Here is an 18,970-nt window from a genome sequence, read left to right as displayed (position 1 = left end):
TACAGGATATCGGTCTTAAAATAATAAAATCCGGCAATTAATAGGTTATCATTAAATTTGATGACCACTTAACCCATCTGCATATGCCTCATTTTGTGATAGAATGTTCCAAAAACGTACTGGACATGCAACCGGCGGAAGTTATCATGGAGACTGTTTACCGGGCGGCAGAGTCGACCGGCCTTTTCGCAGAAAACGATATCAAGGTACGGTTACACCCCTACGAACTGTACCGGCTGGGAACAGGAAAAGACAGCTTCCTTCACATCTTTGGAAGCATTATGAGCGGACGTACCACCGCGGAAGAAGCCAATCTCGCGAAGGTGATCACCCGCCAACTGGCACCGCTCCTGCCAAATGTTTCTTTCCTGTCCATCAACATTGATCAATTTGAGAAAGCCACTTACGCCAACAGGTCGCTGATAGACCCCCGTAATACGACGGGTGACCGGTTCTTTCTGAAGTAACAATCCCCCTGTTTTATTCTAAAGTCGCCTCCGGGCCTGAAAAGCGGTATCCGAAATAGCTCCCCGCTGCAACCAGCGTATAAACGCCTGTCCCATGAACTGACATTGGTGCCTGTAAACATAGTATAGCACTTATCTGTTTATTTGAAAAGCCTTGTCCGGATGGTGACCAACGACGACATAAAAAAACCATGGGCATATTCGGCCGCAGAGTTGCTTGACCAGTTACAAAGCAACGCTGACAGCGGCCTTTCCTCTGCGGAAGCAGCCAGCCGTCTTACCTCCTGCGGGTATAACACCATTCATACCGGCCAATCCGTCAGTCCGCTGACCATCTTCCTGCGGCAGTTTGTTAGTCCTTTTGCTTTACTGCTGATGCTGGCCGCCTCCTTTTCTTTTTTCTTTGAGGAATGGCTGGACGGAATCGCCATTTTGCTGGTACTGGTACTCAACACCACCGTAGGATTTGTCATGGAATTTCAGGCGGCACGGGCCATACACGCTTTGAAAAAAATGACTGCGATACACGCCCGCGTTCTCAGAAATGGCAGCCTCATTTCCATCCCGGCAGAACAGGTAGTGCCGGGTGATATACTGTTTGTAGAAGGAGGCGACCTGGTGAGTGCAGACTTACGACTGATCAGCTGTTTTCAATTACAGAGCGATGAATCGTCCTTGACCGGAGAGTCTTTGCCGGTAGAAAAAAATACTGCTGTGCTACCGTCCCATACCATCGTTCCCGATCGGACCAATATGCTTTTTAAAGGCAGCTTTGTAACCAGGGGGAACGGGTATGGACTGGCAGTCTATACCGGAATGTCAACTGAGCTAGGTAAAATTGCAGGCATGATCCACCAGGTTCAACCGGAAGCGTCTCCCCTGGAAAAAAAACTACAGGTTTTCAGCAAAAAACTGGTACTGATAACACTGATATTGATGGCTTTTATTTTTTTGGCTGGCTGGCTTCAGGGAAAACCGCTGTTTAACATCCTGCAAACATCCATTGCGTTATCTGTTGCGGCCATCCCTGAGGGCTTGCCCGTGGTAGCTACTATGGCACTCGCACTGGGGATGATGCGTATGGCAAGGCAACATATACTGGCAAAAAGGCTTTCGCTGGTAGAAACATTGGGAAGCACCAATATTATCTGTACCGACAAGACCGGGACGCTCACCGAGAACCAAATGGAGGTCGCCTGTGTGCAATTGCCGGGCATGGAGGTCCCTGCCGGTATTCAGCATCATTCCCTGCTGTCCGCCGATCCGGCATTTGCGCATCTGCAACAAATTGCTGTACTGTGCAATACGGCGTCGCTGGATACCGGCGATGGCAGTTCTCCGGGAACGCCAACCGGTGATCCGCTTGAGATCAGCTTACTAAAAATGGCTTCCTTCACTACGGATTTCAGGAAACTTCGCAATCAATATCCGAAAATCGACGAAATCCCTTTTTCTTCCGATCTCCGGGTGATGGCTACGCTGCACAAAAAAGAAAACGGCTATTATGTGGCTGTGAAGGGAGCAATGGAAGCGTTGCTCAATAGTTGCGACACAGTGCTGAAAAATGGGACCACCGAAGCACTCATTCCCGGAAGAAAAAACAACTGGCTCAAGATAGCTGAAAAAATGGCCGCTTCCGGACTGCGGACATTGGCATTTGCGTTTAAGGAAAGCCCCGATCCCTCTACAGATCTACTCTCTGGCCTGACCTTAGCCGGTATTGCCGGATTTTCAGACCCGGTACGGCCGGAGGTTATTTCCGCCATCGGCGAATGCCAGTCTGCGGGTATCAGGGTGGTGATGGTTACCGGCGACCACCCCGCCACGGCGCGTGAGATTGCACGGCAAGTGGGATTACCCAGCCACGAACATGACATCATCCATGGCGATGCTATGAAGCCCTACGCCGGGCTCACCATCGACGAGAAACAGAAATGGTTGTCTGCAACTGTCTTCGCCAGAGTAACGCCGGAGCAGAAACTGGACCTGGTCCGTCTCTATCAGGAACAAAAAATGATCGTCGGCATGACCGGCGATGGCGTCAACGATGCCCCGGCACTGACAAAAGCTGACATAGGTATCGCTATGGGCCGGCGAGGCACCCAGGTCGCCCAGGAAGTAGCAGATATGATCCTGACGGACGATGCTTTCTCTTCCATTGTATCTGCCATAAAACAAGGGAGGACCATCTTCTCCAACATTCGCCGCTTTGTAGTCTATTTGCTGTCAGGCAACCTGAGTGAACTGGTGATCATTGCCACCGCCTCCCTTTTAAATCTACCGTTCCAATTGTTTCCACTGCAAATACTCTATATTAACCTGATCACAGATGTTTTGCCTGCGCTTGCCCTCGGCATGACAAAAGCCCCCCCATTTATTATGCAGCGCAAACCTTATGCCTCCCAAACACCTATTGTAGACAGGAAAAGATGGATTGCCATTTTTACGTATGCATCTATTATGACCCTGACAACTATCAGCGCTGTCTATATCGCCTGTTACCTGTTGTCTTCAGACATCACTCCTCCAGCCGGGCACGCCAACAATATGCTTTTTTACACATTGGCCTTCTCTCAGGTGGTCCATGTACTGAATATGTCTTTTGACCTTCATAGCGGATTTTTTAAATCTTCAGTGTTCACCAACAAATACGTATGGTATGCTATTATTTGCTGCATTTCGCTTACACTGGCTTCCTGGTGGGTGCCCATATTCAGAAAAGCATTGAACATCTCTTTTATGGACTGGAAATATTGGACGGTGGCTGTTATTGCAGCGCTGTGTTCTTTGGTGCTGATACAATGGGCGAAAAGGATGCGTTGGATATTATAGTCATCTACATAAAAAAGGCCGGCTAAACAGCCAGCCTTGTCATTTTTCCTTCTAGTTATTCGTATCCCACCAGACACGATCGTTGATGGTTGCCTTTTGATCTGGCTGTGGGTTTGTCAGTTCTTCCGTAGCGGGGTACAGCCACCGTCTGGGGATACCCTTCGCCGTACTGCCGGTGTATGGCTTCAGCTGCGGATATCCGGTACGCCGCCAGTCATTGTAAGCCTCCGGCGACAGGAAGTTGGCGATGTACTTTTCGCTGATAATTTGCTCCAGGGCATTAGCCGCTGTAAGGGCGGGCCGTGCTGCGATGTACGCCTGTTGCGCTCCCGGCAGAACGCCCAGCACCGACATATGCGCGGCAATGGCCGCTTTGTAGATGGGTTCCGCTGCGGCAGCGCCCTGCTTGATAAACGTAGCTTCCGCCTTCAGGAAAAGAGCTTCACTATAGGTCAGCAGATACAGTTTGGACCCTGCACCCGCATAGAAAGTGTTTACAAAAGACAACATCTCAGGATCAGGTACCGGCGCGTCATTCACATTACGGCCCACATATTCGCCCGCTTTGTTTTTAGTAGCGATGATCGGTAAACGTGGGTCTTTCCTGGATTTCAGTGAATCCACAAAAGATTGTCCCAATACGATACCGCCGGAAGCTTCTCCTGTCACGTAATACCATGGGTTGGAAGCATTGCCGGTGCCCGGATAGGCAACAAAGGCATTGTCGTCGTTGCTGCCATAACCTTTGGCCAGGGCGGCCAGCGCTTCATCTGCCTGTTTAGCAGCGGTATGTCCCGGCGCTTTGGTCAAGCGCAGCGCATAACGGGCTTTGAGCGTATACACCATTTTCTTCCACTGGTCCATATCACCGTTATAGATGTAATCGTCTCCGCCCGGAGCCACCTTGTTCGGTGTCAGGTCCATATAATAAATGGCACTGTCGAGCAGCGCCCCTATTACTTTATACACCGATTCCTGGCTGTCGTATTTAGGTTTGGTGATCTCCGGCATACAAAATGCTTCGGAATACGGAATATTGCCCCATAAATCAGTGGTAACGGCGAGATTGTAGGCAAACAACGTTTTGCCGATAGCTACATACTGATAACGCTTTGCAGCGGTGGCCTGCTGCATCATCACCTGCAGGTTCTGGAAGATGGTGGTGTACAACACACCATCCCAGGCACTATTCGCGTCCACATTGGTAAAGAAATAGGATTCCAGATTTGGCGCCTGTTGGTTCAACGACAAATGTTGCATCCAGTAAGAGACAATATGGGTATTGGAATTGCTGGCGCCGCCCATCACCTGGCTGGCAGTGGCGACTTCCACCGGGGACAACATCAGTGATTCTTTTACGGTCAACGGGTTATTCGGATCATCGTTAATATCCAGGAATTTTTTACATCCGCTATTCAGGAGCACCGCACAACTCATCAGGGCGAGTGTTCTTATTATTTTCATGTCGTTAGCTTTAATCAGTCATTAAAAAGATACCTTCATTCCAACCAGCACGCTACGGTTGGAAGGCACGTTGAAATTGGAGAAACCCTGACCGTTACCGGAACCGGAGAGGCTTACCTCCGGATCAGAACCGGTATAGTTCTTATGGAGGATAAAATTGGTACCGGTAACAGATAATACCAGAGACCGGAAGCCGGTCCGTTTCAACAGCGTGGGCGCCAGATCATAGCTCAGCGATACCTGCCGCAGCTTCAGGAAAGACCCGTCTTCCACGCTGGTTTCATTCGCTTTGGAATAAGATTCCTGGTAATAGCGCTGGTCCAGTACAATGGGAATATCATTTTCTTTACCGGTTGATTGTTTTACGCCGGGCAGCACCACAGTGGTGCCCCTGTTTTCTGTGGCTTTTGCGGTGCCATAAAAATAGAGATAGGAATTATCCAGGTTGATAACATCACCGCCATGACGATGATCCAGCGTAAAGGAGAACATCAGTCCTTTGTAATTCAGGGAGCTGGTAACACCGCCCAGCCATTTTGCAGTGGAGTTGCCGATGGGGCCAAGGTTCGTGCTAATGATCGGATAACCGTTATCATCAATGAGCATCTGATTGTTCTCATTACGCAGATAGTAGTTACCATAAATTACGCCATAGGGCTGATTCGCGTAAGCAAAAATACCAGGATTGGTAAAACCGGCGAACTGGATATAGTTCACTCCCTCCGCCAGGCTGAGCACTTTGTTATCGATCTTTGTATAGTTAACATTGATATTCCAGGTAAGGTTAGCCGTTTTCACCGGCGTAACACCTAACGATACTTCCACGCCTTTGTTCTGCATTGCGCCGGCATTCACGGCAATACCGGTAAAACCGGTGGCAGCTGATACCGGGGAGGAAGGTGTCAGCAAGTCTGTACTTTTCCTGTTAAAATAGGAGACCTCCAACGATGCCCTGTTACGGAAAAATTTGGTCTCCAGGCCAATTTCAAACTCTTTCATTTTTTCGCTCCTCAGCGGAAAACTGTAAGCGTTCGTGAGGGTATATCCATTTTGACCGTTGAATGGGAAGTTGACACCGGGTGATGCCCTGAAATAGGGATTACTCAGTGAATAAGGGCTCATGTTATCATTGCCCACTGCGGAGTAGGATACCCTTACCTTACCGAAACTGAAGATGGGATTGTCTGTCATCTTCAGCGGTTCGGTAAATACAAAACCTGCACTAGCCGATCCATAAGGATAGAACTGGTTTTCTTTGGACAACACGGAACTACCGTCATAACGCCCGGTCAGCGCCAGGGTGAGCATACGCTTATATTCGAGGTTAGCCTGCGCATAAAATCCCACTTTACGGGTTCTGGCGTAGGTGTAGGTAGATGTTACATCAGCAAAATTCGAGATGTTGTACAGCTTGTCCACAGAAATATCCACCCCTTGTACCAGCCCATTATCATTGTAGTTGGTAAGAATATTATTACCAAGCAATAAGCTACCAAACAGGTCGCTGTTAAATTCTTTTCTCGCTTCCACCATGAAGTCATGGTTGAACTGCTGGCTTTTAATATCCCGTTTATACATCTGGCCGTTGACCGGCGTACTACCGTTGTTGCCCCAGCCAACGGCGCCGGGCGCCTCGTGATATTCAGCCGTGGTCACGAACATATCAGCCCCAATACGCTCCGTAATAGTAAGCCAGGGTAATGGGGTATAACTGAGGGTTACCACAGGAATAATACGGCTGTTGCGGTCGCGCAGGCCGGTATTTTCGAGTATCCAGTAGGGATTGTTACGGCCCAGACGAAACAGGCGCTGTGAACCATCTTCATTAACGATCGGATACGGGTCCCAGGAGATAGGCGCACCATATATTGTCCACAGCGGGTTCACAAAGTTGTTTCCTTCGAGATAACGATGGTTATCTGATTGTATGTAATTGAACTGTGTAGATAATTGCAGGTTGTCCAGCAACTTCACACCATATTTAGCAAACAATGAATGCCGGCTGTAATCGGTATTGGGGATGGTACCCTGGGTGTTCAGGTAAGAATAGGACACCATGTAGTTAGAGCGGTCCGTATAGCCGGATACGTTAATATTGTTATCGGAGGTATGCCCTGTGCGGAAAAATTCTTTGAACGGGTCATATTTTTTCACAGGCACACCGTTCACTTTCAGCGTATCTATCGCCGGTCCCCAGGAGCCGGAGCCTTTAACGTTATTACCATTGATATATTTACCATCTGAGCCCTGGGCGAATTTATCCTGAAACTTCGGCAGGATAGCATTCTGGAAGGAGTAACTGCTACTGAAGGAAAGATTGGGCTTTCCCTGCTTACCTTTTCCGGCGCCGTTTTTAGTAGTGATGATCACAGCTCCCCTTGCGGCGGCGGAGCCGTACAATGCGGTAGCAGCAGCGCCTTTCAGGATGGTCATGCTTTCAATAATATTGGGATCGATGTCGCCGCCACGGTTCATCGTACCGCCGGAATACATCGCTCCATTAGTGTTACCGGCTTCGCTATTGTCTACCGGTATACCATCAATTACAAACAGTGCCTGGTTGTTACCCACCAATGAAGTAGCACCCCTGATCACGATCCTGGCAGAGCTGCCCGGTACGCCGCTGGAGTTGGTGATCTGTACTCCGGACACCTTACCGGCGAGGGCGTTCACCACGTTATCCTGCTTCGCTTCCACCAACGTTGCGCCTTTTACTTCTTCAACGCTGTAGGTAAGCATCCGCTTATCACGTTTAATACCCAACGCGGTCACCAGTACCTCGTTGATCTGGCGGGAGTTCTCCTCCAGCGTGATGTTGACCACACCGTTTTTTGTCACTTTAATTTCATACGTGTTATAACCCATTGCGGTGACGAGCAGGATATCCCCCTCTTTGGCAGCAATGTGGAAAGAGCCGTCAGCAGCTGCTGCTGCGCCGGTGTTGGCGCCTTTAACGCGGACAGAAGCCCCCGGGACCGGCGCGCCATCCTTACCGGTAATTTTTCCCGACACAGACGGGGCTTGCGCATAGGCAACGGATAGCGCCAATAGCAGCATGACTGCTATCAAAAATTGTCTTTTCATAAGTATTATATTAATAGAATGATCAGCCGGCCGTACGCCAGCCGGTGCTTGTAAGCGATTTCATTGAGACAGCAAGATGTGTTTTTGTTGTACGTGAATTACCGGGCGAGCTGTCATGTGCAGCACACCTGTGTTGTGTTCTTTTAAGCGATCAAAAAATTACCGGTACAGTTTTACACTGCAACATGTTTTGTGGTTGATATCCTCTCGGCGCAATAACTATATTTTCAGTCTTCTGATAATGGGTTGAAATTAGGTCACATCGGGGTAGGTGATTACATTATATTTAACCACTTCTTTACTAAAATTAACATGGCTAAAAAACAACAAAAAACAATAATCTTACTTCAAACAGCGTATGGGAAAAGAATACAGGAAACAAACAATACAATTAACTATTCAAGCTACGGCAAAATAAGATAACATCATAACCTGCAACAACAGGCTATGATGTTATGCAGGATTATCGATAACAACGTATTGCAAAAACGGCTGCCGGCACTTCTGCAGACGGGTGTTCCATCTCCACCACCAGCCCGCTGGTAGTCACGGGTTCTACCAGTTGCACCCGGTTATGGGTCTGGTAGTTGTCTGTCACTTCAGCGAGTACCTTTCCTTCGGCATCTTTGATCCGGTAGTTCCGTACACAGAAAGGCATCACTGTTTCAGGGTGCGTCATCAGAACAGATTCCATCGGATGATCGTAGTCCGCGTCAAAGAACAGGTCGATATGCCCTATGGTCACGGGGGCATCCCAGCGGAGCCCCAGCTGCGGTGCTGCGTCCGACCAATCGGCTACCCAGGCGTTGGGCGCGCTCACCGGCCGGTCTGTTCCATTGCGGATATTCTCTGCGGAAAACAGTTGTATACCTGTTTCATATTTCAGATCGATATTGTACCCTTCAGGACGCCGTTGCGGGCACCAGAACTCGAAAGTTTCCATCCCGATATCTTCGGGAGGTGTTTGTTTCCCGTAGTTGGACACTGCTTTGTTCACCGTGTTAAAAACAGACAGTACGCCAGTGAGCCTTTTAGCGGTGCGGTGCAGTTGCACCAGTGGATTTTTATGAAAGATGATAAACGCATAGCCGGTCTGTTCCAGCGTTGTGTTAAATGACAGTTGGATACAATTTCTTCCCGGATGCACTGCGATGGTTTGTTTCTCCAGGGTAATATCCGGGGTGTGACTGCCTTTCCGGCTGCTGATGCGCAGCTCTACTTCCAGCGTGGTATCTTCAGCCGCATCTGCATGAAATACCATCGGTGAGATCCTGCCTTGTGGTAACGGCAGCAGTTGCGCTACCGACAGCTGTAACGGCTGCGGGAAAGCACCGCCCGGGAAGCCCGTGAAAACCATTTCGCTGGACGCTTTAATAGCAGCAGTTTGCACCAGGTCTTCCGTATCCTGTAATGCAAGGCCCGGGATATGCTGACCGGTTTGCTGCAGTCTTTTTTGCAGCACGGGCACCAGTCCCTGATGAAAAACAGCTGCAGGCAGCACACCCTGTTCCTTACAGATCACTGCCGCCATGGCCGCAGCCTGTGTGGCGTATGCCGCCGTGGCCATCACGCGGGTAGAGGCAAAAGCCACGTGCGAAGCGCTGATAATACGGCCGCCGAGGAACAGGTTACGGATATTGCGGCTGTATAAACTACGATAAGGGATCTGGTAGATACCTTTGCTGTGCCACTGGTTGCAGCCGGGTTTTTCACTGAAAACGCCGTCAGCCGGGTGCAGGTCGACCGACCAGCCACCGAAGGCCACCGCGTCCGCATGTGTACGTTGTTCGATGATGTCCTGCTGTACCATCATATAATCCCCTTCAAAACGGCGGCTTTCTCTTTTACCGGGAATCATGCCTACCCATTCCAATGTGAGGGTTTCCGCTTCCGGGAAGTTGCCGGAATTTTTGATGTAGTCCCACACACCATATACGATCTTCCACAGTTCCCACTTTATTTTTTCGGTATCATGCACAGTATCCAGGCGTCCGCCATATTCTATCCACCACAGCTTACAGCCGAAGTCACCCGCGTTAAAAGATTTAAAGCGTGGAATAGTGGTGATGTCTTTCAGCGCAAAAGCAGGCGGGATATACTTCACCGGCCGACCGGTATCTTTACTGTAAAAGTAAAGGGAGTGTCCCAGCAGTTCCCCATATTCTGCGGACGGCGCAAATTTCTCTCCGAATTCATCACTGCTTTCAGCGCCCATACGGAAAGCCGCGCCGGCGAGAAAACCTACGACACCGTCGCCGGAGGCATCGCAAAACAACGGTGCCGTTAGTGTATACGTCGTCTGGTTCTGGCTGCAGAAAGCTTTGAGCGCACCGATCGTTGCTTCGTCCTTTTTTTCTACCGCATATACCGCGGTGTTCAGCAACAGGGTGATGTTGGGCTCCTGCGTGACTTTATCCAGCAGGACCATATCAAAAATAATAGGGTTGCTTTCCGGGTTACGAAAGGTATTCTCCACCAGTATTTCATTGACCAGACCACCTTCGCGGGCCCAGCGGTTGTTATTGCCCATATGGGAAGTGGCGCCCAGTATCCACAGGCGGACTTCACTGCTGGCGTTGCCTCCCAGTACGGGACGGTCCTGTACCAGTACCACTTTAAGTCCCTGCCGGGCGGCAGTGATGGCGCCGCATACGCCTGACAGCCCGCCGCCGGTGATCACCAGGTCTGCGTTAATGTTCACTTCGGGAAAAGCACGGTCTCCTGTTGTTCCGGATGTAATCATGATTCTTCAGTTATAGTTTTAGTAGAGAGCAAGTCGTCAAATTAACAACCCGTGCCCGGCAACGGCAAGCGTTACGGCCACAAAAAATAACGGGAACATTCCCATTTGCCGGGAATGTTCCCAACAAGCTGCACCGGGGTTTGCGCATCCAAACAGGCGGCTCACCTGCCGGGTGTTCCCCGCAATAAAATTTTGCCGATGTAGACGACGGTACGGTCGTATTTCTCCGGATGACGGGTAATATCTTCCAGCTGCGTACTGCCCAGTATCGCACGTTTATCTGCCTTTTCGGCCGACAGACGTAAAGTGACGGTATGTTTGCCCGCCGGCAGGATGATCATCTCATACTGCCCGCGATAACGGTTATTGCAGAAATTATTGAACCGGTTGATCGTAGAACTGCCGCTGCTGTCCGTCGCCGCAGCGCCCAGGAACCGCGTCCCCCGGGGAGCGCGGCTGACCAGCTTCATGGGCTTGCCGTCCACTACCACGTCCAGCTGGCCCACTTCCGGACCGCCGATATCGAAGATGCCGAACATGGTGCCGGTAAAATGAAACGTAAAGGAAGCGCCGGGTTGCTCTGCGGTCATCACATAAGGAAACCAGCCCTGGAACTGTTTCAGCGGCAGCCGGTCGGTAGCCGCCTTTTTGAAGCCGCTGCTGAAAGCCGCGATTTGCAAAGGGTCGTACATCCCGGCATCTTCCCAGTTATCTGCCAGTAACGGCGGCGGTAACGGAGACGGTTGTACGATACCAGCCTTCTGTATTTTTTGCATTCCCCTCGCAATAGCGGCGGCGTATAAATTACCGCCAGCCATAACGGGATGCAGACCATCACGGGAGTAGACGATCTTTCCGGGCACATCTGTTGCGCTTTTCCACAACAGCTTTCCCTGCTGCTCCAGCATGGTGGGTTCCATACCGAGATGTATGGATGGCAACGCATAATGCACCGCCAGCTGTTCCAGCCCCTTTATATGCTCCGGCACCTGACCAGCGGCATATGCTTTCGTGTGACCGATGTTAACCGTATAAATCAGGCAGATATCTGTCTGTGGTGATTTTTTCCGGATCTGCCGGATGATCCCTTCCATACCATCCGCATAAGCGCCGTTCACCGCGAACTCCACGAACACCAGGTCCGGATGATACTGCATCAGCTGGTCATACAAACGGCAGGCGCCCAGGTCTGTTCCTGTTCCGGAAACACCGGCGTTAATGCCTTTCATGACCGCATCAGGATACATGGACTGTATATACCTTGCCGTCTGCCGGCGGTAACACTGATTACCCTGCGTGATGCTACCACCGATAAAACCGATAGTGAGTGGTTTGCCTGTTGCCGCTTTGCGGAAGAAATGCGGTAACCCGCCCCGCACTGTGCATTCCTTACTGTTATTATAATCCCCGGTGCTGATAAGCGGAACACTGGTATCTCCCGGATTAAAGTACAAAGGTGAAGCGCCTGCCTGAGAAGCGGCAATAAGCCGTAGTTCCTCCGCCTCTTCCCGGCTCTGGGAATAGATGGTTGTCTGCAACAACAGGCAACCACAAAGCAGTGTATAAAAACGTTTATAGTTCATAGTTAATAGCTATTACACGCAGCCCATAGGGTGCTATTTCCAACGGGAAAGCCTGTGTTACACCAGCGGCCTTGTGTTGGCCGTTGGCATGGAGGTACACTGCACGCTGTGGCCGGATGGTTTTCCCGGCCAGTACCTCCGCATAGTTCACCTGCAACGTTTCTTTCAAAGGAAGATGGCTATTGTTCAGCAGCAACAGGAAAAGCTTCCGCTCTTTCCGGTTGATGGCGCAGAAATAATCGAGGTAAGGACTGGCGCCCGGCAGCATGTTCTCCCGGAGCAACAGATCGGCAGCGGTGCCGTATACTTTGCCCGGTGCAAAACCATAGGTCTGATGCGGCCCCACTTTCGGCGTGGCGAAGCCATGCGGGAAGGTCACGTTACCGGCAGAACGAAGCTGTATTTCGGACAACAGGTAATCGGTGATCCAGCCCACCTGCCACCACGCGTGGTGCGGGTAGGGACCGGCGCCTTTGTTCATCGTATCCCAATAATAAGAGGCCACGCTGGTAGCGCTGTCTACAAAAGCATCTCTGCCGAGTGCCGCGGCACGGGCCATGTGGAGAAACAATGAATCACGCGTAAGGCCAAACATCCGCACAAACAGGCCGGCATGGCTGGCCAGCGCAATCGGCCCCCGGTGATTGGCGGAGCCCATAATACCGCCGTGTTCAAAACTGAGACCGGCCTGACTGATTTCCCAGTCCGCGCGCTCCCGTCCGTTCACCATCTTTTTTTCTGTGGACGGTATCGGTTGCGTATACACGGAAGTGGTGTATAACTTCGCTGTTTGAATAGCCGCTCTGCGGTAGCGTGTTTCCTTCGTTATTTCATAAAGCTCCAGCAGCGCGCCGGCGCTCTGACCTGTGGCAAAGTCGGGCACAAACCGCGCATCGCCGCATACGCCCAGGAAATACCCCCTGGCGGTAGCATTTGTGATGTACCAGTCGGCGCCCTTCTTTGCAGCATGCAGGTATTTTTGATCACCCAAAATCTTGTAAGCTATCAGCAGGCCGTAAAAGGTAGGCCGTAAGTCTTCCACTTCGGTGAACATCGGCTTACCGGTAGCATGGCCGTAGGCCACCGCCCACTTACCTTCCGGCTGCATCCAGGCCAGCAGCCTGTCGGCCGCCACGCGCAGCGCACGTTGCAGCGTAGTATCGTGCGGATTAAACAGCAGGATATTGCCCATGTCCATCATCATATAATAGGTGGTGCCGATGGGTTCTACATAAGGCCCCCACTCTTCGGTGAACCGCCGGCTTTTGGTCAGATAGTACTGCCCGGCGGCGGCGCCGTTGAAGAATCCCGGCTGCTGCTCCTGTTGCATCAGCTTAAAATTACGGGCATAGGGTAAACGTGTCTGCGCCAATACGCTGTCCTGTGTGATGTGCGATAACATCCACATGGCGCCGTAATCAGAATTTTTCAGGGCATCTTTTTCTGAACCGTAAACACCACCCAGGTAAGCCTGTGCGCCGATGTTCACGCCTTTATAGTTCTCCAGCTTCCACATGGAGGTGCTGTCATCCACGAGGTAATGATGCATCCGGAGGATGCGGCTGGTCAGGGATTGCCGGGTTTGTTTCAGCGACAGGAAATCAGGGAAACGGTAGATATCATTCACCGCATGTTTGTACACCGTGTACCAGTCGGCCGCCTGCAGGCTGTAGCGGAAAGCGAAACTAACGGTGTCTCCCTGCTGCAGGTAGGAGCCTCTCTCTCCCAGCACCGGATGATACGCGGTAGGCGTCAGCGCCGCCTTCCGGTTCATCAGTGACAGGCCCAGTTGCCAGTTGCTGTTGCTGCGTTTATCTTTCTCCCAGGGATCGCGGGCGATGCCGGGCGCCGGTATCACCGCCAAAGTCCACCGCTGGCGGGTACTGATAAAAGGCGCCAGCGTGGTGGCGGTCCGCTCCCGCAGGACCACCGGCCTATCCGGTATACCCTGCATATAGGCATAGGCCTTGATAAAATCTTTCTCTATACGATCGCTCTGAAAATAACCGGGAATACCCGCCCATTGCAAATCCTGCTCCTGCATGGTCACCAGCGTAGGCGTGGCCAGTGAATAATAACCGGTGGCTTTGGCGCGCAGCTGCATGGTTACACAGACATCGCCGGGGAAGCGGTCGTCAAAGCGCCAGGTAGCGGAAAGTACAGCGGTATTGTTTTCACTGGTAAATACCAGGGAGCCGTCTGCCGCTTCGGTGGCGGACGCCGGATAAAAATGCTGTGCAGTGCCGGCGGTATTCATCGGTACCGGCGACAAGGCCGATTCCCATACCGGAATAATGTAACGGTACTGAGGCTCGGGGAACACGAGCTTTCTGCCGGTTTTATCGTATAGGGGTAATGGTTTGTTGTCGGGTTTTTCGGCACTGTACAACAGCGTATATTCTCCGCTCACATGTGGTAACTGCTGCCATGCCTGCTGCTGTTTTACAGCAACATTTTCCAGCTGCCATCCGGCCGTCCCGTTTTTCCAGGACAGGCGAAGGGTATTATTGTGCATCGATACAACGGCCGATTGGGCCGCTACCGGCAGGATACCTGCCATCCAGCTGATAAAGGTGAATACGATTCTTCTCATGTTAATAAATACTTTCTGCCGGTTCCGGTTGAGGCGTGATCTTCACTTTTCGCGCAGCCCGCAGCGGTATAAAGGCCGCCAGGAGAATAGTGGTGGCGATGCCTGCCACCAGCGGCGCACTTTTCTGCGAGAAAAAACACAGCGCATATAATAACAAAGCGATAAAGGCGAGCGAAAAAGCGATCACCTTTAACCCGAACTGATTTTGTTTCTGTATCTCGATGGCTTCTTCCGCGCTCACCGTCTGCACTGCTACTTTACGCTGTGCGCGGCGGCGTTGCAGCTGTATATATTCATCGCTTACATCGCCTTTGCTGCGGGCATACCATTCGTACAGCGCCAGCATCACAAAAGGTAACCCCACACCGAGCAACATCTCGTCGGCACGGCCCAGTTTAATACTCCCTGTCAGCGGGAGGATTACTTTAAACACCAGGTTGACCAGCAGGCTGACAACGGTAATATACAGGGTAGCCTTGCCCGTTAACCGCCTGGAGAACAATGCCCAGATAGGCGGCGCCAGCAGCGGCCCTCCGGTGATGGCCCCAATGCTCAGGGTAAACTCCACGATACCGCCGATGTAAGGCACTATCAGCGCAATGGCAATCATACCCAACCCGAAGAACCAGGAAGATACCCTTGCCACGCGCATCAGTGTTTTGTCGGAAGCACCAGGATTAATCGATCCTTTGTAGATATCGTTGGTAAAAACGGCGGATACCACATTCAATGCTGTATTGGCGGAAGCAGAGGTGGAAAAATACATACCGGTGAGTATCAGCCCCATTAAACCTGCCGGCAGCACATGCTTGCAGATCATGAGATAGGCGTTCTCCGTTTCAAGTCCCAGCAACCCCGGGTTGATGCTCTTATAAAGCATGGGCGGCAACATCCACAGCACCGGGCTCAGGATGTAAAGGCCCGCAAAAAGATAAGCCACTTTGGAAGCGGACTTCGGTGTGTCCACACTGGTGTAACGTTGCACAAACGTCCAGTTGCCCCCGATATAAAACACGTGATACAAGGCAAATGCAATGATAAAACCCCAGGTATACTCGCCGTTCACCACGCTGAAGAAACCCTCCGGCGAAAAATGCAGGAAATGCTGCACACCGCCTGCCGCATCAAAGGCCAGGGGAATAATGATCAGCACCGCGGCCGTCAGCACCACGAACTGAAGGATGTCCGTTACCATCACCGCCCATAACCCGCCTACCGCCGTATAGGCGATCATAAACAATCCCAGCACTACAGTGGAAGGCATGAGCGGCAATCCCAGCGAAGCACTTACCAGCCGCGCCACGGAATACAGCACCGAACCTTTGATCAGCAAAGACACCAGCATAAAAATATAGATGTAGGCCTTCTGCACTTTTTCGCCCAGCCGTTCCCGTATGAATTCCGCTGCCGTCAGGTTACCCGTGGCTTTCCACCGCGGCGCGAGGTACAATCCCGTCACCAGCGCGCCAATGCACATGGTCCACTGGATGGTAATGGCCACCCAGCCGTACTGATAGGCAATAGACCCCCAGGCCACAAAAGTGCCGGCAGAAAAGAAACTCATAAAAAGGGACAGCCCGCCGATGAACCAGGGCACTGCCTCCCCGGCGGCGAAAAAGGATTTGAGGTTTCTTCCCGTCCTGGAAAAGGAAAACCCCACCAGCATAATAAACAGGGAAAAAACGACAATAACGGCGGTATCTATGGCTGCATTCATCACGGTGTAATCGTTAAAGTTAGTTCTCTGGTAATACGTTTTTCTCCGTTATAACGCACGGACGACGCTTCAAATACCACCCGGTAAGTACCAGGACGGGCAAATACATACTTATAAGCCGGCAATGTAATGCTGATATTCTTCAACGCTATCCCCTGGTCTGGCTTTACGGCCGTAGGGTCAAATCCTTTGGAGATCACCCAGTCTTCGTTGTCATCGGTATTTTTGCTGCTGGGCATCAAGAGCTGTGCCGGGGTGATGGTCCACCCGAAAGCCGGGTTTTTAAAGTCTACCGCTTTCCACCCTGCCGTAGCCATGGTAGCCATCGGCGTCACCACTTTATCCGTCGACACACTGTTGGCGGTAAACGTCCGCACCACCCAGCGGTTCTGTCCTTCGGGCTTGTTGGTATCAGTGTACCGGAACGCGATATAAATCAACGGATGCCGGGCGGAGTCGGCAAATTCTTTCAGGCTTACCACACCGGAAGGTGTATTGTCCAGCCCGGTAGAAAACACCGCTTTGGAAGATACATCTTTCCACGTAGCGGCTTTCACGTGCTCCGCATCTGTAATACCGCTAAAATCGTTGGATACCATCAGCTGCAGGTTGGGATATATTTTACCAAACTGTACCAGCGTGCTGAACTGTATCTGCAGATCGGCATCCACCGTGGTACGCTGGCGGTGCTCGTACTGGCGTCCGGGTTCGCCGGAATAGAATGTAATGTTATCGGGATTTCCCTGAAAAACAAACGACACCGTATCGCCGGCCTTAAAGGTGGTGCCGGCTGTTGTTACTTCAAGCTCCGGCGTGGTTACCTTCTCTTTGGCGCAGGCGCAAAAAGCGGCGATGATCATCAGATATAAGAAAGGTCGCATAGTCATTTTTTACCAGCCGGGATTTTGAGTGATCAAACGATTAATAGTGATCTCTGTGTTGGGAATAGGAAAAAGCACATTACGGGCGGTCGTGTTCTTCGCCGCGCTGCCGGCATATTTCCAGGCGGCTGGCGCTGTACTGTTCACCTCTGTCGCCAGCGACTGCATCTTACTCACGTAAAGGCCCCAACGAATCAGGTCATGTTTGCGCATGCCTTCAAAACAAAGTTCACGTGCTCTTTCATCCTGCAAATGCGACAGGAAGTCCGCACTGCCCAATCCTGCCGGCAGGTCTGCTACCGGATCGGCGGCATGGATGGGTTTACCATATCCTCTCCTTCTCACCTGGTTGACAGCCTCATAGGCCGCGGGCACCGGGCCATTCAGGGCGTTCTCCGCTTCCGCCTTCATCAGCAGCACGTCGGCATAACGGATCACGGGGAAGTTGGTGGAATTATACAAGCGGTTTTTCGGTACCTGTGTTTCGTATTCACGGCGCCATTTGCCGGCAGTACGTTCGTAAATCTGCGCTGGGGTAAAGGCCGTTTTGGTGATCGTTCCGGCGGCGTTAACGTACCGGTAAGGCGCAATCGCCCAATCACGGCGCTGGTCATCTGCATCGAAGAGGTTAAACAGCCGGGCCGTAGGATGTACGGCGCCACCGGAATAACCAATGTTATCGTCGGGGCATTCCACGCCGTTTTCGATACCTACGCCACCGGCCAGTTGGGCCGTACCCTGCTGGTTACCGTACATCCCTATCTCCCAGAGGCACTCCTGTGGCTCGCTGATATCTTTGGAATGATTGATGAATATATTGCTGTAAGAAAGATTCAAAGTGTGTTTACCTGAATTGATCACCTTATCGGCATAGGCCAGTGCATCGGTATATTTTGACACATCCTTCAGCGGCTCTCCGGCCATGGTAAGATACACCCTTGCCAGTATGGCCTGTACCACGGTGGTGGTTACACGCTCATTGTTCGTATAGGCGCTGATGTCGCTCACCAGGGGTTCCGCGGCTTTCATATCTTCCACAATGGCGGCATATACCTGCGCCACCGAAGAACGCGGCAGATTGGGCGCCGTAGGCGAAGTGGTGGACGATAACTTCAGCGGCACACCGCCGTAATTATCCACCAGCACAAAATAAAAATAAGCCCGCAGGAAAAGCGCCTGCCCTTTGATGGCGTTCCGTTTGGTCTCATCCATTTTAGGTTTGTTCACATTTTCGAGCAACAGGTTGGCGCGGTCGATGCCCTGATAGGCCACTTCCCACAACTTGCCCACGTCCAGCTGGCCGGCGTCAAAGTCCAATACGCGGAGGTTATTCACAGATACGTTCTTGTAGAAAAACTCATCGCTGATATTCAGGTAACTGTATAACCCGCGGGAATACATTCTGCCCCAGTTATCGATCAACCGGTTATAGACGCCGTTCAGCGCCCTGTCCAGGTCCGCTTCGGTATTGAAGTAATTTTCCGGTGTCACAAAGTCTTCCGGCTTCGTGTCCAGGAATTTATTACAGGCGCTGAACAGGGAACCTGCCAGCACACAGGAGATCACGATATATGTTTTGATAATGCCTGATTTCATTTTCACAGCT

The 18,970-nt window shown here is 51.4% G+C and carries 10 protein-coding genes; 2 read left to right on the top strand and 8 right to left on the bottom strand.

Going from position 1 to position 18,970, the window contains the following annotated elements:
* The first annotated feature begins 83 nt into the window (after nt 1–83).
* A complete protein-coding gene (locus B5D63_RS05375) occupies nt 84–467 on the top strand; it encodes a 5-carboxymethyl-2-hydroxymuconate Delta-isomerase (protein ID WP_078667699.1) in 384 nt (127 codons plus the stop codon).
* A 144-nt stretch (nt 468–611) separates the two neighbouring features.
* A complete protein-coding gene (locus B5D63_RS05370; protein WP_143312769.1) occupies nt 612–3,299 on the top strand; it encodes a cation-translocating P-type ATPase in 2,688 nt (895 codons plus the stop codon).
* A gap of 51 nt (nt 3,300–3,350) precedes the next feature.
* Here the strand turns inward: B5D63_RS05370 and B5D63_RS05365 are convergent, their stop codons facing one another.
* From B5D63_RS05365 to B5D63_RS05330, 8 genes are all read right to left on the bottom strand, one after another.
* Nucleotides 3,351–4,763 (bottom strand): SusD/RagB family nutrient-binding outer membrane lipoprotein, encoded by a 1,413-nt coding sequence (locus B5D63_RS05365; RefSeq protein ID WP_078667697.1) that lies wholly within the window; start codon nt 4,761–4,763, stop codon nt 3,351–3,353.
* A gap of 21 nt (nt 4,764–4,784) precedes the next feature.
* The gene (locus B5D63_RS05360) at nt 4,785–7,847 is read right to left on the bottom strand and encodes a SusC/RagA family TonB-linked outer membrane protein (RefSeq protein WP_078667696.1); all 3,063 of its coding nucleotides are present in this window, start codon (nt 7,845–7,847) and stop codon (nt 4,785–4,787) included.
* A 463-nt stretch (nt 7,848–8,310) separates the two neighbouring features.
* Nucleotides 8,311–10,590 carry an FAD-dependent oxidoreductase gene (locus B5D63_RS05355; protein WP_078667695.1) on the bottom strand — a complete coding sequence of 760 codons (2,280 nt, stop codon included), beginning with the start codon at nt 10,588–10,590 and terminating at the stop codon, nt 8,311–8,313.
* 161 nt (nt 10,591–10,751) lie between these two features.
* A complete protein-coding gene (locus B5D63_RS05350) occupies nt 10,752–12,173 on the bottom strand; it encodes an SGNH/GDSL hydrolase family protein (protein ID WP_078667694.1) in 1,422 nt (473 codons plus the stop codon).
* Nucleotides 12,163–14,766, bottom strand: a complete 2,604-nt coding sequence (locus B5D63_RS05345) for a glycoside hydrolase family protein (protein ID WP_078667693.1) — start codon at nt 14,764–14,766, stop codon at nt 12,163–12,165. The genes B5D63_RS05350 and B5D63_RS05345 overlap by 11 nt, the downstream gene beginning before the upstream one ends.
* A gap of 1 nt (nt 14,767) precedes the next feature.
* A complete protein-coding gene (locus B5D63_RS05340; protein ID WP_078667692.1) occupies nt 14,768–16,483 on the bottom strand; it encodes a sodium:solute symporter family protein in 1,716 nt (571 codons plus the stop codon).
* Nucleotides 16,483–17,364 (bottom strand): DUF5017 domain-containing protein, encoded by an 882-nt coding sequence (locus tag B5D63_RS05335; RefSeq protein WP_159455899.1) that lies wholly within the window; start codon nt 17,362–17,364, stop codon nt 16,483–16,485. Before B5D63_RS05335 ends, B5D63_RS05340 begins: the two co-directional genes overlap by 1 nt.
* A gap of 9 nt (nt 17,365–17,373) precedes the next feature.
* The gene (locus tag B5D63_RS05330; RefSeq protein WP_078668552.1) at nt 17,374–18,960 is read right to left on the bottom strand and encodes a RagB/SusD family nutrient uptake outer membrane protein; all 1,587 of its coding nucleotides are present in this window, start codon (nt 18,958–18,960) and stop codon (nt 17,374–17,376) included.
* Nucleotides 18,961–18,970: the final 10 nt, after the last annotated feature.

This window comes from Chitinophaga eiseniae (assembly GCF_900167135.1).
Classification (GTDB): Bacteria; Bacteroidota; Bacteroidia; order Chitinophagales; family Chitinophagaceae; genus Chitinophaga; species Chitinophaga eiseniae.
Note: the sequence above shows the minus strand (reverse complement) of the source record. Positions and strands in the feature narration are given on the sequence as shown.